This is a genomic window from Aeromicrobium sp. PE09-221 (assembly GCF_002174305.1).
Lineage (GTDB): Bacteria > Actinomycetota > Actinomycetes > Propionibacteriales > Nocardioidaceae > Aeromicrobium.
Map to the genome: position 1 here is coordinate 45279 of NZ_MIJB01000010.1, position 21472 is coordinate 66750.

The 21472-nt window shown below is 68.3% G+C and carries 25 protein-coding genes and 1 riboswitch; of the genes, 17 read left to right on the plus strand and 8 right to left on the minus strand.

Annotation, left to right across the window (positions count from 1 at the left end; all coding sequences use genetic code 11):
- Positions 1-39: 39 nt before the first annotated feature.
- Entirely contained in the window at positions 40-1008 is a 969-nt protein-coding gene (locus BHE97_RS06150) for an L-lactate dehydrogenase (RefSeq protein ID WP_087623156.1), read from the minus strand.
- Complete coding sequence (rocD, locus tag BHE97_RS06155; protein ID WP_087623157.1) at positions 1001-2212, minus strand: ornithine--oxo-acid transaminase; 1212 nt, start codon at positions 2210-2212, stop codon at positions 1001-1003. Before rocD ends, BHE97_RS06150 begins: the two co-directional genes overlap by 8 nt.
- Before the next feature lie 83 nt (positions 2213-2295).
- Here rocD and BHE97_RS06160 point away from each other — a divergent pair, with 83 nt between their 5' ends.
- Complete coding sequence (locus BHE97_RS06160; protein ID WP_087623158.1) at positions 2296-2817, plus strand: copper resistance protein CopC; 522 nt, start codon at positions 2296-2298, stop codon at positions 2815-2817.
- Entirely contained in the window at positions 2814-4751 is a 1938-nt protein-coding gene (locus BHE97_RS06165) for a cytochrome c oxidase assembly protein (protein WP_087623159.1), read from the plus strand. Before BHE97_RS06160 ends, BHE97_RS06165 begins: the two co-directional genes overlap by 4 nt.
- A gap of 168 nt (positions 4752-4919) precedes the next feature.
- On the opposite strand, the gene BHE97_RS06170 is transcribed toward BHE97_RS06165, so the two are convergent.
- On the minus strand, positions 4920-5537 hold the full coding sequence (locus BHE97_RS06170; protein ID WP_087623160.1) for a superoxide dismutase: 618 nt from the start codon (positions 5535-5537) through the stop codon (positions 4920-4922).
- A gap of 188 nt (positions 5538-5725) precedes the next feature.
- Here BHE97_RS06170 and BHE97_RS06175 point away from each other — a divergent pair, with 188 nt between their 5' ends.
- The 13 genes from BHE97_RS06175 (at position 5726) to BHE97_RS06235 (ending at position 15522) form a co-directional block, all read left to right on the plus strand.
- Positions 5726-6313 carry a CDP-alcohol phosphatidyltransferase family protein gene (locus BHE97_RS06175; protein WP_087623161.1) on the plus strand — a complete coding sequence of 196 codons (588 nt, stop codon included), beginning with the start codon at positions 5726-5728 and terminating at the stop codon, positions 6311-6313.
- On the plus strand, positions 6310-7092 hold the full coding sequence (locus tag BHE97_RS06180; RefSeq protein ID WP_087623162.1) for a DUF881 domain-containing protein: 783 nt from the start codon (positions 6310-6312) through the stop codon (positions 7090-7092). Before BHE97_RS06175 ends, BHE97_RS06180 begins: the two co-directional genes overlap by 4 nt.
- Complete coding sequence (locus BHE97_RS06185) at positions 7089-7421, plus strand: small basic family protein (RefSeq protein WP_087623163.1); 333 nt, start codon at positions 7089-7091, stop codon at positions 7419-7421. The genes BHE97_RS06180 and BHE97_RS06185 overlap by 4 nt, the downstream gene beginning before the upstream one ends.
- Positions 7414-8130 carry a DUF881 domain-containing protein gene (locus tag BHE97_RS06190; RefSeq protein ID WP_236757547.1) on the plus strand — a complete coding sequence of 239 codons (717 nt, stop codon included), beginning with the start codon at positions 7414-7416 and terminating at the stop codon, positions 8128-8130. Before BHE97_RS06185 ends, BHE97_RS06190 begins: the two co-directional genes overlap by 8 nt.
- Positions 8127-8501 (plus strand): glycine cleavage system protein GcvH, encoded by a 375-nt coding sequence (gcvH, locus tag BHE97_RS06195; protein WP_087623165.1) that lies wholly within the window; start codon positions 8127-8129, stop codon positions 8499-8501. The genes BHE97_RS06190 and gcvH overlap by 4 nt, the downstream gene beginning before the upstream one ends.
- Positions 8502-8608: 107 nt before the next feature.
- Positions 8609-9034, plus strand: a complete 426-nt coding sequence (locus BHE97_RS06200) for an FHA domain-containing protein (protein WP_087623166.1) — start codon at positions 8609-8611, stop codon at positions 9032-9034.
- Entirely contained in the window at positions 9031-9744 is a 714-nt protein-coding gene (locus BHE97_RS06205) for a MerR family transcriptional regulator (RefSeq protein WP_236757548.1), read from the plus strand. Before BHE97_RS06200 ends, BHE97_RS06205 begins: the two co-directional genes overlap by 4 nt.
- A 3-nt stretch (positions 9745-9747) precedes the next feature.
- On the plus strand, positions 9748-10212 hold the full coding sequence (locus BHE97_RS06210) for a bifunctional nuclease family protein (protein ID WP_087623168.1): 465 nt from the start codon (positions 9748-9750) through the stop codon (positions 10210-10212).
- Between the two features lie 139 nt (positions 10213-10351).
- Positions 10352-10927 carry a MerR family transcriptional regulator gene (locus BHE97_RS06215; RefSeq protein WP_087623169.1) on the plus strand — a complete coding sequence of 192 codons (576 nt, stop codon included), beginning with the start codon at positions 10352-10354 and terminating at the stop codon, positions 10925-10927.
- 38 nt (positions 10928-10965) lie between these two features.
- A riboswitch (glycine riboswitch) is annotated at positions 10966-11059 on the plus strand.
- Positions 11060-11120: 61 nt separating this feature from the next.
- The gene (gene gcvP / locus BHE97_RS06220; RefSeq protein WP_087623170.1) at positions 11121-13955 is read left to right on the plus strand and encodes an aminomethyl-transferring glycine dehydrogenase; all 2835 of its coding nucleotides are present in this window, start codon (positions 11121-11123) and stop codon (positions 13953-13955) included.
- A 165-nt stretch (positions 13956-14120) separates the two neighbouring features.
- Positions 14121-14492, plus strand: coding sequence for a hypothetical protein (locus tag BHE97_RS06225; protein ID WP_087623171.1), 372 nt, complete (start codon positions 14121-14123; stop codon positions 14490-14492).
- 111 nt (positions 14493-14603) lie between these two features.
- A complete protein-coding gene (locus tag BHE97_RS06230) occupies positions 14604-14999 on the plus strand; it encodes a hypothetical protein (protein WP_087623172.1) in 396 nt (131 codons plus the stop codon).
- A gap of 4 nt (positions 15000-15003) precedes the next feature.
- Positions 15004-15522 carry a hypothetical protein gene (locus tag BHE97_RS06235; RefSeq protein ID WP_087623173.1) on the plus strand — a complete coding sequence of 173 codons (519 nt, stop codon included), beginning with the start codon at positions 15004-15006 and terminating at the stop codon, positions 15520-15522.
- A gap of 50 nt (positions 15523-15572) precedes the next feature.
- Here the strand turns inward: BHE97_RS06235 and cobA are convergent, their stop codons facing one another.
- The 4 genes from cobA to BHE97_RS06255 are packed head-to-tail and all read right to left on the minus strand — an operon-like array spanning position 15573 to position 19760.
- A complete protein-coding gene (gene cobA / locus BHE97_RS06240; RefSeq protein ID WP_201791333.1) occupies positions 15573-16760 on the minus strand; it encodes a uroporphyrinogen-III C-methyltransferase in 1188 nt (395 codons plus the stop codon).
- A gap of 2 nt (positions 16761-16762) precedes the next feature.
- Positions 16763-18040 (minus strand): GTP-binding protein, encoded by a 1278-nt coding sequence (locus BHE97_RS06245; RefSeq protein WP_087623175.1) that lies wholly within the window; start codon positions 18038-18040, stop codon positions 16763-16765.
- Positions 18040-18951, minus strand: coding sequence for a sulfate adenylyltransferase subunit CysD (cysD, locus tag BHE97_RS06250; RefSeq protein WP_087623176.1), 912 nt, complete (start codon positions 18949-18951; stop codon positions 18040-18042). The genes BHE97_RS06245 and cysD overlap by 1 nt, the downstream gene beginning before the upstream one ends.
- A gap of 11 nt (positions 18952-18962) precedes the next feature.
- On the minus strand, positions 18963-19760 hold the full coding sequence (locus BHE97_RS06255) for a phosphoadenylyl-sulfate reductase (RefSeq protein ID WP_087623177.1): 798 nt from the start codon (positions 19758-19760) through the stop codon (positions 18963-18965).
- 121 nt (positions 19761-19881) lie between these two features.
- Between BHE97_RS06255 and BHE97_RS20070 the strand changes: the two genes are divergently transcribed.
- Both BHE97_RS20070 and BHE97_RS06260 read left to right on the plus strand, forming a co-directional pair.
- Entirely contained in the window at positions 19882-20028 is a 147-nt protein-coding gene (locus BHE97_RS20070) for a GPGG-motif small membrane protein (RefSeq protein ID WP_170931297.1), read from the plus strand.
- Positions 20029-20117: 89 nt separating this feature from the next.
- Positions 20118-20741: an L-threonylcarbamoyladenylate synthase gene (locus tag BHE97_RS06260; RefSeq protein WP_087623178.1), complete on the plus strand. Its 624-nt coding sequence runs from the start codon at positions 20118-20120 to the stop codon at positions 20739-20741.
- A 13-nt stretch (positions 20742-20754) separates the two neighbouring features.
- Here the strand turns inward: BHE97_RS06260 and BHE97_RS06265 are convergent, their stop codons facing one another.
- Positions 20755-21417 (minus strand): hypothetical protein, encoded by a 663-nt coding sequence (locus BHE97_RS06265; protein ID WP_087623179.1) that lies wholly within the window; start codon positions 21415-21417, stop codon positions 20755-20757.
- Positions 21418-21472: the final 55 nt, after the last annotated feature.

Here is a 21472-nt window from a genome sequence, read left to right on the forward strand (position 1 = left end):
AGAGAGGGCCACAACCCGGCAGAAGGTGGGCCGGAGGCCTTAGAGGCCGAGGGTGCGCTGAGTGGCGAGGAGCGCCTCTGCCGAGGCGTGGAGACCACGCTCCTCGGCGGCCGACATGGTCAGGTCCAGCACGTGCTCCACTCCGCGCGCCGTGACGACGCTCGGAACCGACAACGCCACCCCGTGGAGTCCCCGGTAGCCCCGGTGCACTGTGCTCACCGGCAGCACGGCGTGCTCATCGTGCAGGATCGCCTGAGCGATCCGCGCTCCGGCGAGACCGATCGCGTAGTTGGTCGCGCCCTTGCCCTCGATGACCCGATAGGCGGCGCCGCGGACGTCATCGGTGAGGCGCTCCAGCTCGCCATAGGAGAAGTGGTCGCCATCCGGCGATACCCAGTCCAGGATCGGCACCGGTCCAATGCGCGCCTGCGACCAGAGGGCGAACTCCGAATCGCCGTGCTCACCGACGATATCGGCGTGGACACTCGAGGCGGAGACGCCCGCCCGGTCGGCGAGCAGTCTACGCAGTCGCGACGTGTCGAGCACGGTGCCGGAGGAGAAGATGCGCGCGGTGGGCAGATCGCTGATCTGCTGCGCAGCGACGGTGAGCACGTCGCACGGATTGGTGACGATGCAGTAGACCGCGTCGGGGGCGTACTCGAGCAGCGTCGGCAGGAGGGTGCGCAGGATGCCGACATTCGTCTCGGCCAGATCGAGCCGGGTCTGTCCGGGCTTCTGCTTCGCCCCGGCCGTGATGATCACGAGCTGCGATCCCGCTGCCACCGCCGGATCTGCGCCCCCGGTCACCTGGCTGGCGCCCGTGAACTGCGTGCCGTGGGCGAGGTCGAGGACCTCGGCCTCGACCTTCGCCTCGTCGATGTCGTACAGCGCCACCTCGCGGGCGATACCGCGGATGAGCGCAGCATAGGCCAGGCTCGTGCCGACGCTCCCCGCCCCGACGACGGTCAGCTTGGCGTTCTGGCGGGCCAACGCGCCCGGCCTACTCATCGAGGGCCTCGGCGAGCGCCGCGAGTGCCTGGTCGATCTCCTCGCGTTCGATCACCAGCGGGGGAGCCATGCGCAGGGTCCGCTCGTGGGTCTCCTTGCAGAGCACACCCCGATCACGCAGCAGCATCGAGACCTCGCGGCCGGTCTTGGCGCGCGGGTCGATGTCGACCCCGGCCCAGAGTCCACGTCCACGTACCGCCGAGATCCCCTTGCCCTCGAGAGAGCGCAGCCCCGCGTGCAGGTGCTCGCCCAGCTCCTTGGCCCGCTGCTGGAACTCACCGGTGGAGAGCAGCTCCACGACGGCCCGGCCGACTGCGCAGGCCACGGGGTAGCCGCCGAAGGTCGAACCGTGCTGGCCCGGCTTCAGCACGCCGAGCACATCGGCACGTCCCACGACCGCCGAGACCGGGATGATGCCTCCCCCGAGCGCCTTGCCGAGCGTGTACAGGTCGGCACGGACGCCCTCGTGATCGAGCGCGAACAGCGTGCCGGTGCGGGCCAGCCCGGACTGGATCTCGTCCGCTACCAGCAGGACATTGTTCTCATCGCAGGCACTGCGGACATCGGACCAGAACCCCGCGGGCGGGACGATGACTCCCGCCTCACCCTGGATCGGCTCCATCAGCACCGCGGCGGTGTTGGGGCCGATGGCGGCGCGCACCGCGGAGGCGTCGCCATAGGGGACGGTCACGAAGCCGGGAGTGAACGGCCCGTAGTTGTCATGCGCGGCCGGGTCATCGGAGAAGGAGATGATCGTGGTGGTGCGGCCGTGGAAGTTATGGGTGGCGACGATGATCTCGGCCCGGTCGGTCTCCACCCCCTTGATCTCATAGGCCCATTTCCGGGCGATCTTGATGGCCGACTCGACCGCTTCGGCACCGGTGTTCATCGTCAGCACCATCTCGGTGCCGGTCAGGTCGGCGAGCTCCTCGCAGAAGAGACCGAACTGGTCGTTGTGGAAGGCCCGGGAGGTGAGGGTGAGCCGGTCGAGCTGCTGGTGAGCCGCGTCGATCAGCCGCCGATTGCGGTGGCCGAAGTTCAGTGCGGAGTATCCGGAGAGGAAGTCCAGATACCGGCGTCCGTCGACATCGGTGACCCAGGCACCCTCCGCCTCGGAGATCACGACGGGCAGGGGGTGGTAGTTGTGCGCACCCCAGCGCTCGTCGCGAGCGATGTACTCGGCCGTCTGCTGCGTATCGGTCATGGCCCCACACTAGGCAGGCTGATCGGTCGAGACCAGCACGCCGGTATCCTCGAGGTGCCCCTACCTCTTCCTCTGGAGTCGTCATGTCCGCGGCGCGCCGCCGTCTGTTGATCCTGTCGCTCGCCGCGACCGTGCTGCTGCTCGGCACCCCGGCGGCCGCGACATCCGAAGGCCCTGTGTCCGTCGATCCCGGTGATGGCGCCGAGCTGGACGATGTGCCGTCGGCCGTCACCTTCACCTTCGACGAGCCGGTGAGCGATCCCGCCTACGCGAGCGTCGTCGTGGACGGCCATCCGGTGACGTTGCCGGCAGGTGACCCGGTGGTCGAGGGCGACCGCGTCGTCGTAGACCTCTCGGGTGTCGAGACCGCGGGGCGCGACTGGCTGGTCGCCTACCGCGTCCCGGCAGGGAGCGGCGTGCTGGAAGGCAGCACCCGTTTCTCGGTACCCACCGCCGAGGTCAACGATGAGCCGATCGGCCAGGGCGCGCAGGAGGACGAGAGCATCTGGGGCACGCCCTGGCCCTGGGCCGGGATCGTCGTGTTGGTGCTGGTGATCGCGGTCGTGCTCGCCCGCGGCGGCCGGCGGGAGAGGGACCCGCGATGAGACAGACGGTCCGGCTCGCTGCCGCGGGCCTCATCGTGGCGCTCGCCGTCGTGGCACTCGCCTTGATGATCCCGGGCAACGCACCTGAGCCGGCCCCGCCGGGGATCCCTGATCCCGGTCAGCTGGTCGGCTGGGGACTCCCCGTCGCCCGGCTCACGGCCGATATCGCCTCCCTCGCCACCACCGGATTCCTGCTCACGGCCGTCATTCTGCTGCCGTCCGGCCCGCGTCTCGAGGGACTCTCGGTCCAGGCGGTGCGGATCGCGTCGTGGTTCGCGTTCACCTGGGGGACGGCGTCGGCCATCCTGCTCGTGCTCAATGTGGCCGATGTCTTCGCCCGGACCCTCGGTGATCTGAATATCGATCTGATCGCCTCCTTCGTGCTGGACTTCGGGCCAGGCAGGGCACTCGCTCTGCAGGCTCTCGGTGCCTTCATCGTCGCGGTGACGTGCCGTTGGACCCTCGGGATCCGCCCGCTGGCCGTGACCCTCGGCATCGCCCTGGCGGCGGTCGTCCCCGTCGCCCTCGCCGGCCACGCCGCCAATGCCGGCTCGCACACGCTGGCCGTGTTCAGTCTGATGCTGCACCTGCTCGGCGTGATGGTGTGGGTCGGTGGACTCCTCGCGCTCGGCTGGGTCGCCCTGCGTGGCAGCCGACGCCTCGACGAGGCAGTCGAGCGTTATTCCACCATCGCGCTGTGGGCCTTCGCCACCGTAGGCGTGTCCGGGGTCGTCAACGCCTCGATCCGTCTCGGCAGCTGGAGCGAGATCGCCACCGACTACGGCGCGCTCGTGGTGGTCAAGACGGTCGCCTTCGTGGCGCTCGGCGTCTTCGGATGGGCCCAGCGACGGCGCATCGTCGCCCGGGGGGCAGGATTCGCGAGACTCGCGGTGACCGAGGTCTTCATCATGGTCGCGACGATCGCCGTGGCCGTGGTCCTCTCGCGGACACCGACCCCCGTCGGGGAGGATGTCCTCCAGACCCCCGCCGAGCGTCTGCTCGGCGGGCCGATGCCGCCCCCGCCGAGCGTGCGCGAGATCTTCCTGGGATTCAATCCGAACGGATTCGGGCTCGCCTTCGTCGCTTTCGCGGTCTCGCTCTACGCCTGGGGACTCATCGTGCTGCACCGGCGCGGCGACCGTTGGCCCATCGCCCGCACGGCCTCATGGTTCACCGGGGTCGTCATCGTGGCGTGGGCGACCTTCGGTGGTATCGGTCAGTACTCGCACGTGATGTTCAGCTGGCACATGGTGTCGCACATGATGCTGTCGATGATCGCGCCGATCTTCCTGGTGCTCGCGGCGCCCATGACCCTCGCGCTGCGGACGCTGCCCGGTGCCCGGCGGCCGGGTGAGCAGTCGCCGCGGGCTCTGCTGATGGCCTTCCTGCACTCGCGGGTCGCGCGCTTCTTCACCCATCCGGTGGTCTCGGCCGCGATCTTCATGGGCAGTCTCTATGTGCTCTACTTCAGCGATCTCTTCGGTACGCTCATGCAGTCGCATTCCGGACATGTGTTCATGGAATTGCACTTCCTGCTGGCTGGAGTGCTCTTCTACTACGTCGTCATCGGGGTCGACCCTTCTCCGCGCCCTGTGCCGGCGCTCGTGCGCTTCGGGCTGCTGATGGTCTCGATCCCCTTCCACGCTTTCTTCTCGGTGGCGGTCATGAGTGCCAGCTATGTGATCGCCGAGAGCTTCTACGAGGTGCTCGACCGGCCCTATGCGACCGACCTGCTGCACGATCAGTACGTCGGCGGCGGGATCGCCTGGGCGACTGGCGAGGTCCCTCTCGTCCTGGTGTTGATCGCGATCTTCGTCCAGTGGGTCCGATCGGACGCGCGGGAGGCGAGCCGTCACGATCGCCAGGCCGACCGGGATGCCGATGCCGAGCTCGAGCGCTACAACGCGTACCTCGAGTCGCTCGATCGGGAATGACGACGGCGCCCGCCTCAGGTGGGGCGGGCGCCGGCACTTGTCACTCGTCTTCGCGTTGAGTGTGACGTTTGGACGGTCAAATGACTGTTTTCGCCGTCCAAACGTCACACTCAAAGACTCCGCAGAGCTCCGTCCAGGGAGGTTCCCCCCCCACTCAACGCGTGCGGGTCAGAAGATGATCTGTCCGCCGGTGGTGGCGGCGGTGAAGCGTTCTTGGGCGTCGGCCCAGTTGGCGATATTCCAGAAGGCCTTGACGTAGTCGCCCTTGACGTTGAGGTAGTCCAGGTAGAAGGCGTGTTCCCACATGTCGAGCTGGGAGATCGGGATCAGCGTCGCGGGGATATTGGACTGCTGGTCATAGAGCTGGACGATCACCAGACGCTGTCCGAGGGTGTCCCAGGCGGTGATGGCCCACCCCGATCCCTGGATGCCGAGGGCGACCTGCTCGAACTGGGCCCGGTAGGCGTCGAAGGAGCCGAAGTTGTCCTCGATCGCGGCCGCGAGCTCGCCGGTGGGCTTGTCGCCACCGTCCGGGGACAGGTTCTTCCAGAAGATCGAGTGGTTGATGTGGCCGCCGAGGTTGAACGCCAGGTTCTTCTCCAGCATGTTCACGGTGTCGAACTTCTCGTTCGCGCGGGCCTCTTCGAGCTTCTCCAGCGCGGTGTTCAGGCCGTTGACGTAGTTCTGATGGTGCTTGTCGTGATGCAGCTCCATGATCTTGCCCGAGATATGCGGGTCCAACGCCCCGTAATCATAGGGCAGATCCGGCAAAGTGTACTCAGCCACGCGTCCTCCTTCTATCGCGCGAGCCTCGGCGGCTCGCGTCAGAGCGTTATGGGGGAAGTAACACCCTCAGTCTCTCAGTCCTTCCCCGACTCGCAAGACCGGGATCACCCGGCGGCGCGTGCGGACCGCGCAAGGCCCGATACCCTAGGCTGTTCTGCAGACATCGGCGAGCTGACGAAGGAGGTCGGGTGACCGAGCGCAGTAGCGAACGGATATTCACCGTTCCCAACCTCTTGAGCTTCGTGCGGATCGCCCTGGTCCCGGTCTTCCTGTGGCTGGTGCTCGGGCCGCAGTGGGATGTCGCGGCGCTGGCGGTGCTCGTCGTCTCGGGCATCACGGACTATCTCGACGGCAAGATCGCCCGTTCGCTCGGGCAGACCTCTCGTCTGGGGGCGATCCTCGACCCGGTCGCCGACCGGCTCTACATCCTCGCGGTCGTCGTCGGCCTCGGCCTGCGCGACATCATCCCGTGGTGGTTGGCGATCATCCTGCCGTTGCGCGATGTGCTGCTGTTCTCGCTGATCCCGTTCCTGCGCACCCGCGGCTACAGTGCTCTCCCCGTCCACTTCCTCGGCAAGGCGGCGACGGCCGGCCTGCTCTACGCCTTCCCGCTGCTGCTGCTCGGCGACGGTGTCGGCGTCGTGGCCGATCTGGCCAATGTCTTCGGCTGGGCGTTCACGATCTGGGGTGTCGGCCTGTACTGGTGGGCGGGCATCCTCTACACCTTCCAGCTGCGGCACCTGATGTCCGCCACGCCCGCGGTGCGCTCGACATGACCGAGGGCCCGCGGACGGGGCCGCAAGGGGCCGAGTCCCTGCTGGACCGGATCTGGGACACCGCGCTGGAGGACGAGTACTACGCCCCGCATGATCGTCCGCCACGGCGGGCGCGCGCCCTCTCGGCGGTCACCATGCTGGCCTTCGGTCTGCTCATCGCCACGGCGGCGGTGCAGACACGGGTCGGGCAGCCCGCCAGCGACCTCGAGCGCGCTGCGGTCATCAGCGACATCGACCAACGGGAGGATCTGGTGGCATCGCAGCGCGCGCGGATCGAGGAGCTCACAGCAGAGGTCGAGGGTCTGCGGACCGAGGCCGCGGTGCCGGGCGCCGGCGGTGAGCAGGGTGCGATCGCGGCCGCGGCGATGCCGGTCGAGGGTCCTGGGATCACGGTGACCGCGACATCCGGTGAGGGGGTCGGCGGCGAGATCACCGATCAGGACCTGCAACTGCTGGCGAACGGCCTGTGGTACGCCGGCGCGGAGGCGGTGTCGATCAACGGACAGCGTCTCGCCAGCACCACGGCGATCCGGTGGGCGGGGGAGTCGGTGACGGTCAACTTCCGACCCATCAACGAGCCTTACGAGATCGCGGCGATCGGTCCGGCGAGCCTGGGGGAGAGGTTGCGCGCCAATCCCTCCGGTCGCCACTGGGATCATCGCTCGGCCGAGAGCGGGGTCTCCTGGACAATCGAGGAGGCCGAGACGCTGCGACTCCCTGCGGCGCCCGACACGCGTCTGCGTCTGAACCAGGCGACGAAGCTGGAGGAGGCGCCATGATCCCCGTCATCGGTCTGGCGATCGGTATCGCGGCCGGCCTGGTGCTGCAGCCCACGGTGCCCGCCCCGCTGCAGCCCTATGTGCCGATCGCGATCATCGCGGCGCTCGATGCCGTGGTCGGCGCGGCACGGGCGATGGGCGAGAAGCGCTTCGATGACCGGGTCTTCGTGGTGTCCTTCGTCTCGAATGTGCTGATCGCCGCCGCGATGGTCTTCCTCGGCGACCAACTCGGTGTGGGCTCCCAGCTGTCCACCGGCGTCATCGTCGTGCTCGGCATCCGCATCTTCGCCAATGCCGCGGCGATTCGTAGGCAGATCTTCCATGCGTGAGCGGCGCCGCAGGGTGACGCGCCCGATGCAGTTGTTGATCGCGCTGCTCGTCGGTGCCCTCGGGTTCGCGATCGTGGCCCAATGGCGGGAGGACGAGCAGCGTGACTTCGCCGGTGTCCGCGGTGCCGAGCTCGGCGAGTTGCTGAAGTCCCTCGACGCCTCGAACCAACGCCTGTCGCGCCAGATCGCAGAGTTGACCGAGACACGCGACGAGCTGCGCGACTCCACGGCCAGTGACGAGCAGGCCGAGCAGGCGGCCCGCAAGCGCGCCGATGAGCTCGCGATCCTCGCGGGAACGGCTCCCGCCGCGGGACCGGGGATCGCCGTCGACATCGACGGGGGCCAGGAGGTCATGACCGCCGCGGTCCTGCTCGACGCGATCGAGGAGCTCCGTGACGCGGGAGCCGAGGTCCTGGCGGTCAACGGCACCGCACGGGTCGTCGCCAATACCTACTTCCTGGACGACCGCGACGGCATCCGCGTGGGTGGACGCCTGCTGGAGCCGCCCTTCGTGATCGAGGCGATCGGCGACCCGCACACGCTGGACGAGGCCGTGTACTTCCGCGGCGGACTCGCCGACCGGGTCGAGTCGAAGGGCGGTACCGTGAGCGTCGAGCGGCGCGAGCGGTTGACGATCACTGCCTTGGCTGACGCGACCGAAGCCCAGTACGCTCGACCCGCATCGACCGACCCGGAGGAGACACCGTGATCCCTGAGGACCTGCACTACAGCCGCGAACACGAGTGGGTTCGCCCGGACGGCGATGTCGTGACCGTGGGAGTGACCCACTACGCGCAGGATCAGCTCGGTGACATCGTCTTCGTCGAGCTGCCGGAGGTGGGCGAGGCCGTCGCATCCGGTTCGGTCATCGGCGAGCTGGAGTCGACCAAGTCGGTGTCGGATGTCTTCTCGCCCGTCGATGGCGAGGTCGTGGAGCGCAACGAGACACTCGACAGCACCCCGGAGACCATCAACGGCGATCCCTATGGCGAGGGGTGGCTGCTGCGCATCCGCGTCGCGGGCGACCCGACTGAGGGCCTGCTGGACGCCTCGGGCTATGCGGCCCACATCGCCGGCTGAAGCGTCCACGAGCAGTGCTCACGGGCTCTGTCGCGGGCCCGTCCCTCCTGCTAGGTTGGAGCCTGACGGTGAACGTGACCTTGAGACTGAAGAGGAGTTGGTGATCGATGTCCACGCCGGGTGGTTCCGACGACGACACGAACATGTTCCCGGCGATCGACGCCGACACCGAGGAGATGTCAGCCTCCGACATCTCGGCCGTCGAGAGTCTTCCCGAGGGCAGCGCGATGCTGCTGGTGCAGCGCGGCCCCGATGCCGGTTCGCGATTCCTGCTCGACGCCGAGCAGGTGTCGGTGGGACGTCACCCCTCGAGCGATATCTTCCTCGATGACATCAGCGTCTCGCGCCGTCACGCGGTCTTCACGCGTCGTGACCGGGGATACGTCGTCTCGGACCTGGGCAGCCTCAACGGCACCTACGTGAACCGTGATCGCATCGATGGCGATATCGCCCTCAGCGGCGGTGACGAGGTCCAGATCGGCAAGTACCGGCTCATCTACTTCCCTGGATCCTCCCAGGACGGGTCGGCGTGAGCGAAGCCCTCGGCGAAAGGCCAGCGCGTCTGGGGATCGGCAAGGTCCTCGACGAGTTGCGGCCGGACTTCCCCGAGCTGACGCTCAGCAAGCTGCGCTATCTGGAGACCGAGGGGCTGGTGGAGCCCGAGCGGACCGCCGCCGGATACCGCAAGTACTCCTATGACGATGTCGAGCGCCTGCGTTTCGTGCTGCGGATGCAGAAGGAGAAGTTCTGGCCGCTCAGCCACATCCGCCAGGTCCTCGACGAGATGGACCGCGGGGCGATGCCCGAGATCGACGATCCGGCGCTGTTCGTGCCGGAGGTCGCGGTCGGCGAGGACGGGCTCCCCACCGTGGAGACCTTCGCCGAGGGCCGGGGATCCACTCGGCTCTCGCGTGACGAACTGCTCGAGGCCACGGGCATCGACGACGCGATGCTCTCGGAGATCGAGGGCTTCCAATTGATCCGCCGGCGTCCCCATCAGCGGTTCTACAGCCGCGACGATCTGCAGATCGCGGCACTGGTCGGCAAGATGGCGGGACTCGGGATCGAGCCGCGCCACCTGCGCGGTTTCCGGGCGGCCGCCGATCGCGAGGCCGCGCTGCTGGACCAGGCCATCCCGCGCGGGTCGCGGACCAACGCCCACTCGACGGCACAGGTGATCGAGCTGGCCGCCACCATGGTGAGGTTGCACGCCGTCTTGGTGCGCGGGGAGCTGCGGGGCTGAGCGATGCGTGAGCTCGAGGTCATCGGCGTCCGGGTCGAGATGCCCACGAGTCAACCGCTGGTGCTGCTGCGTGAGGTCGAGGGCGATCGTTACCTGCCGATCTGGATCGGTGCGGTCGAGGCGGCGGCGATCGCCCAGGCTCAGCAGGGTGTCCTCTCGCCGCGCCCCTTGACCCATGAGCTGATGGCGAACGTGATCGACGCGCTCGGGGACGATATCGACGAGGTGCGCATCGTGGATGTCCGCGAGGGGGTCTTCTTCGCTGAACTGGTGTTCGGGTCGGGGGCCCTCGTCTCGGCGCGGCCGAGCGATGCGATCGCGCTGGCGCTCAGGATCGGAGCATCGATCCTGTGCGCCGAGGACGTGCTCGACCAGGCCGCGATCGATCAGGATGAGGACGAGGAGACCCAGGTCGAGCGTTTCCGCGAGTTCCTCGAGTCGGTCGATCCCGAGGACTTCGAGGGCTGAGCTCAGACTCGTCCGCGACACGCCGCGCCGGTCGTGGACGCGGGCAGACCTTCACCCTTAACTTGAGGGTGCACGTGGAAGTACACGAGTGTCGTTCCACGCGGTAGACTTCCCTCACGGCCACGCAGGAAGGCGCACGATGATCGATCCGACCCACGGAGACGACTCCGCTGAGGCGCGCCAGCGCGCCGGCGATCAGGGGTTGCTCTTCAACGACGACCTCGCGCCACTCCCGCAGGACACCGGTTTCCGTGGTCCCACGGCTTGTAATGCGGCGGGCATCACCTATCGCCAGCTCGACTACTGGGCGCGTACCGGGCTGGTCGTCCCGACGGTCCGCGATGCCACGGGCTCGGGCACGGCGCGGCTGTACTCCTTCAAGGACGTGCTGCTGCTGAAGATCATCAAGCGTCTCCTCGACGCTGGAGTGTCGCTGCAGCAGATCCGCACCGCCATCGACCACCTGCGTCAGCGCGGCACCGACGACCTCACCCAGGTCACCTTGATGAGCGACGGAGCCAGCGTCTACGAATGCCGCTCGGCCGACGAGGTCATCGATCTCCTCCAGGGCGGACAGGGCGTCTTCGGCATCGCCATCGGCGGGGTCTGGAAGGAGATCGAGGGTACGCTCCTCGAGCTCCCCACCGAGCGCGCCGAGACGACCAGCGACATCACCGACGAGCTCGCTGCCCGTCGCGCCCGCAAGTCCAGCTGACACTCCGGCGCGGCGATGTCCTAGACTCGGTAGTGCTGTAGACGCGCGTGGGAGAGTCCGTTCCTTCGTGTGCGGCGCCGAAGGGGCAATTCCTCCCCGGAACCTCTCAGGCACCCGGACCACGTGATCGAGGCACCTCTGAAGCGCTGTGACAGAGGGGGAGGCGTTCTGACCGCCGACCCAGGAGTTCCTCGTGACGTCCGCGCCCTTCGCCTCGCGCCACCTCGGCCCACGCCCCACCGACCAGCTCGCGATGCTGCAGCGTCTCGGATACGACTCACTCGAGGACCTCATGGAGGCCGCGGTCCCGCGAGGGATCCGCGATGAATCCGATCTGAGCCTCCCGCCCGCGGCGAGCGAGGCGGCCGCGACGGCGCGACTGCGGGAGCTCGCCGCGAAGAACACCCCCGGTATCGCCATGATCGGTCTCGGCTACTACCCGACCGAGACGCCGGCTGTGATCCGGCGCAATGTCCTCGAGGATCCCGCCTGGTACACCGCCTATACGCCGTACCAGCCCGAGATCTCCCAAGGCCGGCTCGAGGCGCTGCTGAACTTCCAGACGATGGTGAGCGATCTGACTGGACTGCCGACCGCGAACGCATCGCTGCTCGACGAGGGGACGGCTGCCGCCGAGGCCCTCACGGTCATCCGGCGGGCGAGGCGGGGCAAGGACCTGCGACCCATCGCCGTCGACACGCGACTCGCCCCGCAGACCCTAGCCGTCCTGCGCACCCGTGCCGAGGCCATCGGGATCGAGCTGATCGAGACCGATCTCAGCGGGCCCGCGCAGGTGGCGGAGACCGCCGGAGTCGTCATCGCCTATCCCGCGTCCGACGGAGCCGTCACGGACCCGAGCGGGGTCATCGCCGCCTCACACGAGGCTGGCGGACTGGCGGTCGTCGTCGCGGACCCGCTGGCCCTGGTGGCCCTGCGGTCCCCGGGGGAGCTGGGCGCCGATATCGTCGTGGGCTCCACCCAGCGCTTCGGCGTGCCGATGTTCTACGGGGGTCCGCACGCGGGGTATATGGCGGTGCGTGACGGTCTGGAGCGGCAGTTGCCGGGCCGGCTCGTCGGCGTCTCGGTCGATACCGCCGGACAACCGGCGTACCGTCTCGCGCTCCAGACCCGCGAGCAGCACATCCGGCGCGAGAAGGCGACCTCCAATATCTGCACAGCGCAGGTGCTGCTGGCCGTGGTGGCGGGCATGTATGCCGTCTACCACGGTGCGGAGGGGCTGCGGGCCATCGCTCTGTCGGTCCACCAGCACGCCGCGACGCTGCACGATGCGCTGAACGATGCCGGCATCGTCACGCTCCACGACGAGTTCTTCGATACCGTGGTCGTCCGCGTGGACGGTCGGGCTGACAGTGTCGTTGCCGCGGCGAGGAGTGAGGACGTCCATCTCTGGATCCTCGACGGCGACCATGTACAGATCGCTTGCTCCCAGGTCACCACGCTCGATCATGTCAACCGCGTTCTGCGGGCCTTCGGCGTCGAGGCTCGCAGCATGCTCAGCGGTCGCACCTACCTGCCCGAGCCGCTCGTGCGTCGTGACGACATCCTGACCCATCCGGTCTTCACCGAACACCGCAGTGAAACGCAGCTGCTGCGCTACCTGCGCCGCCTCAGCGATCGCGACTACGCCCTGGACCGGGGCATGATCCCGTTGGGCTCCTGCACGATGAAGCTCAACGCCACGACGGAGATGGAACCGATCAGCTGGCCCGAGTTCGCCGACCTGCATCCCTTCGTGCCTGCGGCCGATGCTGCCGGCATGATCGAGCTCGTCGAGACGCTCGAGGGGTGGCTCGCGGAGGTCACCGGCTATGCCGCGGTGTCCGTACAGCCGAATGCCGGCTCGCAAGGAGAGCTCGCCGGCCTGCTCGCGATCCGCTCGTACCATCGCAGCCGGGGCGATGAGGCCCGCGACATCTGTCTCATCCCGAGCTCCGCACACGGCACCAATGCCGCGTCGGCGGTCATGGCGGGCATGCGGGTCGTCATCGTCCCGGCCTCCGAGGCAGGTGAGGTCGACCTCGACGACCTCCGGTCGACCTGCGAGCGGCACGGTGACCAGATCGCCGCGATCATGGTGACCTATCCGTCCACGCATGGGGTCTATGAGCACGGGATCACCGAGCTGTGCGAGATCGTCCACGGAGTCGGCGGCCAGGTCTACGTCGACGGAGCCAACCTCAACGCCCTGCTCGGACACGCCCGCCCGGGTGAGTTCGGTGGCGATGTGTCTCATCTGAACCTGCACAAGACGTTCTGCATCCCTCACGGGGGTGGAGGCCCGGGGGTCGGGCCCGTCGGCGTAGCGGAGCACCTGGTGCCCTTCCTGCCGACGCATCCGCTGCATCCCGATGTCGATCGCCGTGCCGAGACCGGGGCGATCTCCGCGGCTCCGTACGGGTCCGCGGGCATCCTGCCGATCCCATATGCGTACATCGCGATGATGGGAGCGCAAGGACTGACCGATGCGACCTCGGTGGCGGTGCTCGCCGCCAACTACGTCGCCGCGCGGCTGTCCGATGCGTTCCCGGTGCTCTACACCGGCGAGAACGGCCTGGTCGCCCACGAGTGCATCCTCGATGTGAAATCGGTCGCGGGTCCCGCGGGCGTGACGATCGACGATGTGGCCAAGCGGCTCATCGACTACGGGTTCCACGCGCCGACCATGAGCTTCCCCGTGGCTGGCACGCTGATGGTGGAGCCGACGGAGTCCGAGGATCTCGCTGAGCTGGATCGCTTCTGTGAGGCGATGCTGGCGATACGTGCCGAGATCGACCGTGTGGCGGCGGGGGAGTACGCCGACGGCGATACGCCGCTGGCGGGCGCGCCGCATGCCGCGCGCGAGCTGCTCGACTGGTCGCACGGTTATCCGGTGGCCGAGGGCCTCTTCCCGACCGGAGTCACCCAGGACAAGTACTGGCCTCCGGTCGGCCGGATCGACCAGGCCTATGGTGACCGCAATCTGATGTGCTCGTGTCCGCCGCCGGAGGCTTTCGCGCCCATCGGGTGACTCACGTAGCGGTGGGCGGTGAGCTGTCCCCGCCTGACGCAACACCTCGCGCCGGCGGTGAGCCATCCCGCGCTTTGGCGCGAAGCGCGGGATAACTCACCGCCCAACGGGGGTATGGCACGGACATGGGAGACTGAGCACGGTGGACGACCGGAAAGGGACGGTATGAGCTCGCTCGTGGTCTACCTGACGAGTGCCTACGCCCTGGCGATCGCGGTGTACGCCGGCTGGCACAGTTGGCGCGGCTATCGCTTCAGCAATCCCTTGTTCTACGCGCTCGCGGTGCTGGAGCTCGTGCTCGTCGCCATCCTCATCGGAGCGATCATCGCGTACAACGGACGCGACCACGAAGTCGATCCGGTGCTGTTCTTCTCCTATCTCGCGACCGTGCTCGTCGTGCCCCCCGTGGCGGTCTTCTGGGGCGTCATCGAGAGGTCGAGATGGGGGACCGGCGTCGTCGTCATCGCCATGGTGACGGTTGCCGCTCTCATGCTCCGCCTGCACGGTATCTGGACCGGATCGGGCTCGGCCTTCTGAGCCGGGGTCCGCACTCGATCCGTTCGGGCTGTTATAGCCACCACGATGCATCATCATCGGTGCGGCACTGGCTGCTCTGGTCGGCGGGCGGGGCTCTAGGCTGGGGTCATCATGTCGTCCGACACTCACACCTCCCACGGCTTCGGCCGCATCGTGGTGGCCGTCTACGCCGTGTTCGCCCTGTCGGCATCGGCGCGTTCGCTCTATCAGCTGGCCACCAAAGCCGATGAGGCCCCCTTCGCCTATGGTCTGTCGGCGCTCGCCGGCCTCGTCTACATCGTCGCGACCTACGCACTGGCCACCAACCGCCGCCTCCTGGCGACCTGGACGATCGGCTTCGAGCTCGTCGGGGTCGTCGTGGTCGGCGTGCTCACGGTCTTCGATGCGGCGCTCTTCCCGGACGCGACGGTCTGGTCAACCTTCGGCATCCAGTACGCCTTCGTTCCCTTGCTGCTTCCGGTCATCGGCCTCTGGTGGGTCTTCCGCAACCGCGCCATCCGAGGCTGAGCCCGTGTGGTCCCGGCCCTACTTTCTGCGCTCGCGCTGGGTGTTGCCGGTCGGACGAGGCGAGCTGTGGGACGCGCTGCTGTCCCAGCTGGAATCCGGGGATCCGCTGCCGTGGTGGGGCTCCGTGCGGGCGGTCGGCACCACTCCCGACACGATCGATCTGCGCGCGGACACCGGTCTCGGATACCGGCTGAGGTTCACCGTGTCCGATCTGGAGCTCGCCCGCCCCGACCACCTGACCTTCTCAGCGGACGGCGACCTACGAGGGCGGGCTGTGGTCCGTTTCGTGCCGGCGGCGCGGTCGGCCACGATCCTGCTGATCGAGTGGGACGTCGTCGCCACGCGAGTCTGGATGCGGAGCGTGGATCCGTTGGCCCGCCCGATCTTCGTGGTGTCGCACGCCGTTCTGATGCGGCGCGGGGAACGCCGGCTCGCCGCCTGGCTGGAGGGCGGTGACTTACGCACCCCTCGCCGCCTGGGGCGGTGGCTCAGGAACCTCTCAGTCGGCTCGAGGGGTGCGTAAGTCACCGCTCTGAGGGTCGAGGGGTGCGTAAGTCACCGCCCGAGACGGGGTCAGTGATCCAGTGCCGTGACGACATCGCCGATGACGATGATCGCCGGTGACGTGGCGCCGACCTCCGCTGCCCGCTCCGCCAGCGTGCCCAGCGTGGCGACGGTGACCCGCTGGTCCGGCGTGCAGCCGCGTTCGACCACCGCGGCGGGCGTCGACGGATCATGGCCGCTGGCGATGAGCTCGGTTGTCGTGGTAGCCAGCCTCCGCACGCCCATCAGCAGGATGAGGGTGTGGTCACCGCGGCTCGGCAGCTCACCCAGCTCCTCATGGCCGGTCACGACGGTGAATCCGCGCGCGACACCGCGATGCGTCGCCGGGATGCCCGCCGAGGCGAGCACGGCGATCGCGCTGGTGACACCGGGAACCACCTCGACCTCGACACCCGCCTCCCGGCAGGCGATCAGTTCCTCGCCGCCGCGCCCGAAGACATACGGGTCACCGCCTTTGAGGCGCACGACGACATGTCCGGCCTGCGCACGGTCGACGATCAGTCGGTTGATCTCGTCCTGGGGGATCGGGTGGCGATCGGGGAGCTTGCCGACATCGATGACCTCTACATCGGGGTCGAGCTCGTCGAGCACCGCGAGGGGCGCGAGCCGGTCGGTGATGACGACATCGGCTTCGGCGAGCAGCCGTCGGGCGCGGGCGGTGAGCAGTCCCGGGTCGCCCGGTCCGCCGCCGACGAGGGCGACGCGGCCGCCGGGATGATGTGTGCGATGGCGCAGGGGCAGATCGCCGGTCTCGATGGCCGCGACGAGGCCATTGCGGAGCAGCGCTGCGCGTCGTGCGTCGCCTCCGGCGTTGACGGCGATCGTGATGTCGTCCACTCGTCCGGTGGCAGGCGCCCAGGCGGTCGCATGGTCGGGGTCTCCTCCCTTGAGACACCAGATGCGGGACTCCTCGGCATCCCGGGCGACCAGGTCGTCGACGGCTGCGTCCGCGGTGGCCGTCTGGACGAGCCAGGCGCCGTCGAGATCGCCGGTGCGGTAGCCGCGACGCAGCCAGGTGAGGGACTCACGGGCGATGGTCGCGGCGAGTGACTCGGTGACCTCAGGAGAGATGACCACGAGGTCGGCGCCGGCGTCCAGCAGGGTGGCGACCCGCCGGGTCGCGACGTGCCCGCCTCCCACGACGACCACGCGTCGTCCGGAGATCCGCAGCGACAGCGGGAAGAGCGCCTCTGTCACCGTCAGACGTTCGCCGTCGCCAGCAGCGCGTCGCCCACCATGCCCGCGGCCAGCGTGTTGCCGTCGTGCGGATCGACGATGAGGAAGGCGCCTGTGCTGCGTGCGTCGACATAGGGCTCGGCGGGGACCGCCGAGGCCAGACGCAGGGTCACGTGGCCGATGTCGTTCAGGCCGAGGGTGTCGGCCGGCAGCACCGAGGCGCTGTCCAGATCGAGACGCCCTGTCACGGCCCTGACGAGGGCCTGAACGGTGCGGGTGCCGTGCTTGACGAGCACCTTGCTGCCCGCGCGCAGCGGTGCGTCCGACAACCAGGCCAGCGTGCCCTCGATGTCCTGGGTCAGCTCGGGGGCGCCGACGGCGGAAGCGATGAGGTCGCCTCGGCTGATGTCGATGTCATCGGCGAGACGCAGGGTGGCCGACTGCGGCGCGAAGGCCTCGTCGAGCTCCTGGCCGGCCTGATCGATGCCGACGACCCGGCTCGTGCGGCCGCTCGGCAGGGCGACGATCTCATCACCGATACGGACCACGCCCGAGGCGATCTGCCCGGCATAGCCGCGGTAGTCGCGAAAGCGCGCGTCGGCGGCGCTCTGCGGACGGATGACGAGCTGAACGGGGAAACGGAGCGGCTCGTCATCAGGGGCACCCTTGGGGGAGAGCTCCTCGAGGTGCTCCAACACGCTCGGACCGGTGTACCAGGGTGTGCGCTCGGAGCGCGTGACGACATTGTCGCCGGCGAGGGCCGAGACCGGGATGGTGGTGACATCGGGCATGCCGAGGTCGCGCGCTGCCGCGATGACATCGGCGGCGACGGAGTCGTAGACGGCTTGGTCGTAGTCCACGAGATCGATCTTGTTGACCACGACGACCACGTGCGGGACGCGCAGCAGCGAGGCGACGGCGAGGTGGCGGCGGGTCTGCTCCTGCAGGCCGCCGCGGACGTCGACGAGCACCACGACGACATCGGCCGTGCTCGCACCGGTCACGGTGTTGCGCGTGTACTGCACGTGGCCGGGGCAGTCGGCCAGGATGAAGGTGCGGCGCGCGGTGGCGAAGTACCGGTAGGCCACGTCGATGGTGATGCCCTGCTCACGCTCGGAGCGCAGGCCGTCGGTCAGCAGCGCGAGGTCAGCGGCGGCCAGCCCGCGGTCGCGGCTCACCCGCTCGACGGCGTCGAACTGATCGGCGAGCACCGACTTGGAGTCGAACAGCAGACGCCCCACGAGGGTGGATTTGCCGTCGTCGACCGATCCGGCCGTCGCCAGCCGCAGCAGCGTGCTCATCAGAAGTAGCCTTCCTTCTTGCGGTCTTCCATCGCGGCCTCGGAGATGCGGTCGTCCGCGCGCGTGGCCCCGCGTTCGGTGACACGCGTGGCGGCCACCTCGGCGATGACGTCCTCGACGGTCGAGGCCGGGCTGGCGACCGCGCCGGTGCAAGACATGTCGCCGACCGTGCGGTAGCGCACCTGCCGGGTGGTGACCGTCTCGCCCTCGCGGGGCTCGGAGTGGGGTCCGACGGCCAGCAGCATGCCGTCGCGCTCGAAGACCTCGCGGTCGTGGGCGTAGTAGAGGCTCGGCAGCTCGATCTTCTCCGCACCGATGTACTGCCAGATGTCCAGCTCGGTCCAGTTGCTGAGCGGGAAGACGCGCACATGCTGGCCGGGCGTGTGGCGGCCGTTGTAGAGATTCCACAGCTCGGGGCGCTGATTGCGCGGGTCCCACTGGCCGAACTCATCGCGCAGGCTGAACACGCGCTCCTTGGCGCGTGCCTTCTCCTCGTCGCGCCGCCCGCCCCCGAAGACCGCGTCGAAGCGATGCTCGGATATCGCATCGAGCAGCGGTTGCGTCTGCAGCGGATTGCGGGTGCCGTCCGCGCGCTCGCGCAGGCGACCGTCATCGATGTAGTCCTGGACGCGCGCGACCTCCAGGCGCAGGCCGAGCCGCTCGGCGGTCTCGTCGCGGAACTGCAGCACTTCAGGGAAGTTGTGGCCGGTGTCGACGTGCAGCACCGCGAAGGGGACCGGCGCGGGCCAGAAGGCCTTGACCGCCAGGTGCAGCATCACGACGGAGTCCTTGCCGCCGGAGAACAGGATCACCGGGCGCTCGAACTCGGCGGCCACCTCGCGGATGATGTGGATCGACTCGGACTCCAGCCACTGCAACTGGCTGAGCTCGCGGGAAGGGGTGAGTGTCATGGTCTCGTCTCTCAGGTGTGCAGTCCGCACTCGGTCTTGTCCAGGCCGGCCCAGCGTCCGGAGCGAGGATCCTCTCCGGGCGCCACGCGGCGGGTGCAGGGGGCGCAGCCGATCGACGGATAGCCGTCGTTCACGAGCGGGTTCACGATGACATCATGCTCGGCGGCATAGCCCAGCAGATCGTCCCAGGACCAGGCGGCCAACGGGTTCACCTTCACCAGGCCGTTCTTGTCGTCCCAGGTCACGAAGGGCGTGTTCGCGCGGGTCGGTGCCTCCTCCCGGCGGACGCCGGTGATCCACACCTCGTACTCGCCGAGGGTGCGCTGGAGGGGTTCGACCTTGCGGAGCTGGCAGCACAGTGCCGGGTCGCGCTCGTGCAGGCGAGGCCCATACTCGGCATCCTGCTCGGCGACGGTCTGGTGGGCAGTGACGTCGACGATGCTCAGCTCCAGCTGGGCCTCCACCGCGTCCCTCGTGCCGATGGTCTCGGCGAAGTGATAGCCGGTGTCCAGGAACAGCGTGTCGACCCAGGGGATGTGTCGTGCGACGACATGGGGGAGGACCGCATCGGCCATCGAGCAGGCGACAGCGGTGCGATAGCCGAACTCCTCGGCGGCCCAGGCGAGCACCTCGTCGGTGTCCGCCTCGGCGAAACGCGTCTCGGCCTCGTCGGCGATCGCGCGCAGCTGGTCGGCCGAGCGCTTCGGTGCCAGCAGCGACGGGCGCTCGGCGCGATGCCGCTCGCGCGCGCTGTCGTGGGCGAGCTGGCGTTCACGACGTTCAGCCAGGGTCAGGGGTGTGGAACTCATGAGGGTCCCAGCCTAGGTCGCCGACCGCTCCCGCATCGCGCTGTCCGAATGGCGGACCGGGTCACAGGGGGCGATGCTGGACGCATCGGTCAGTACGACGCCTCGACGAAGGGATGCGACCATGTGGGCCACCATCTTGTGGATCGCCTCGGTGATCATCGGCATTATCGGCATCATCCGTCTCCTGCAGCGTGACATCGTGATGGGTGTGATCCTCATCGTCGTCGCCCTGCTGGTGGGTCCTGGTGGTGTCAGCATCTTCACCTGACCGTCTGCCGGAGAAAGGCGATGCCGTTCTCGGGGCGGCATCGCCTCTCCCCGGCAGCAGACGATCCTATGAACCACTAGATTCGTTCCATGGCACGCTTCATCGACATTCACCCGGTCAACCCGCAGCAGCGATCCGTCGACCAGGCGGTGGCGGTGCTCGCCGACGGGGGACTCATCGCCTATCCGACCGACTCGGGGTATGCCCTCGGTGCCCAGCTCGGCAATGCCGAGGCGCTGGACCGCATCCGCTCGATCCGAGATCTCGACTCCAAGCACCACTTCACGCTCGTGTGCCGTGACTTCTCGCAGCTGGGGCAGATGGTGCACGTCGACAACGCCGTGTTTCGTGCCGTCAAGGCAGCCACACCCGGCTCCTACACCTTCATCCTTCCTGCCACTCGCGAAGTGCCGCGTCGGCTGCTGCAGGCCAAGAAGAAGACCGTGGGTGTCCGCATCCCCGATCACCGCATCAGCCTCGCGCTGGTGGAGGCGCTCGGCGAGCCGCTGTTGTCGACGACCTTGATCCTTCCCGGCCAGGAGAATGCGATGACGACCGCCTGGGAGATCAACGAGGAACTGGACGGGCGGGTCGACGCGATCATCGACGCGGGCGAGGACGTTCGTGCTGAGCCCACCACCGTGGTGGATCTCTCCGAGGGTGTCGCGGAGGTCGTGCGAGTGGGTGCGGGGGATCCGACCCCCTTCGAGTGAGCGGCGGCGACCGTCAGGTGTCGCCTTCGAACAGGCCGCCGTCGAGCAGCCAGTGATTGCGCAGTCGCAGCGCCCTTTCCGTGCTGGCTACCAGGGTCGCGACCACGAGCGTGATGTTGAGCCACGCGGGGAGGCCGAAGGGCGAGGTGAAGGTGCCGATGCTCTCTGCCACGAGCGGGATATGCGAGATCTGATCGACGATCTGCGGGATGCCGAGCACCGCGGCGAACAACAGGACGACGATCGACATCAGGCTGAGGGCGCGTCCCACGAGGGGATGACGGCGATCGAGCCGCGCGCGCCGTCCCTCGGCGGAGGCGGGGTCGGGCACCAGTTGGCGTTCCGAGCCGTCCGTGCCCACGAAGTGACAGCGTTTGAGCCCGAACTGGGTCGTGACGACCTCGATATGGCCTCCGGGCACAGGGAAGGTCGCAGGCAGCTTGGACTGCGCGTGATGCCGCCCGTCTCGGTAGAGCTGACCGAGCACATTACCGTCCTCGTCTCCCCACAGTCGCACGTCGACCGACCAGGTGTGGGTCTGGCCGTCCTGAGCGGGCAGCTCGATGTGGAGCAGCGATCGCGAGAGGGGTTGCCACCAGCGGTAGCGCTGAAGAGGGTGTCCGTCCCCGGCCTTGACCCGTCGCGCGGCGCGACGTCGGCTCCAGTCCGAGAACACGTGCGACAGCCTAACGGTCCTTTCGCGATGCGCAGATCCGGCGCTGGTCGATGGC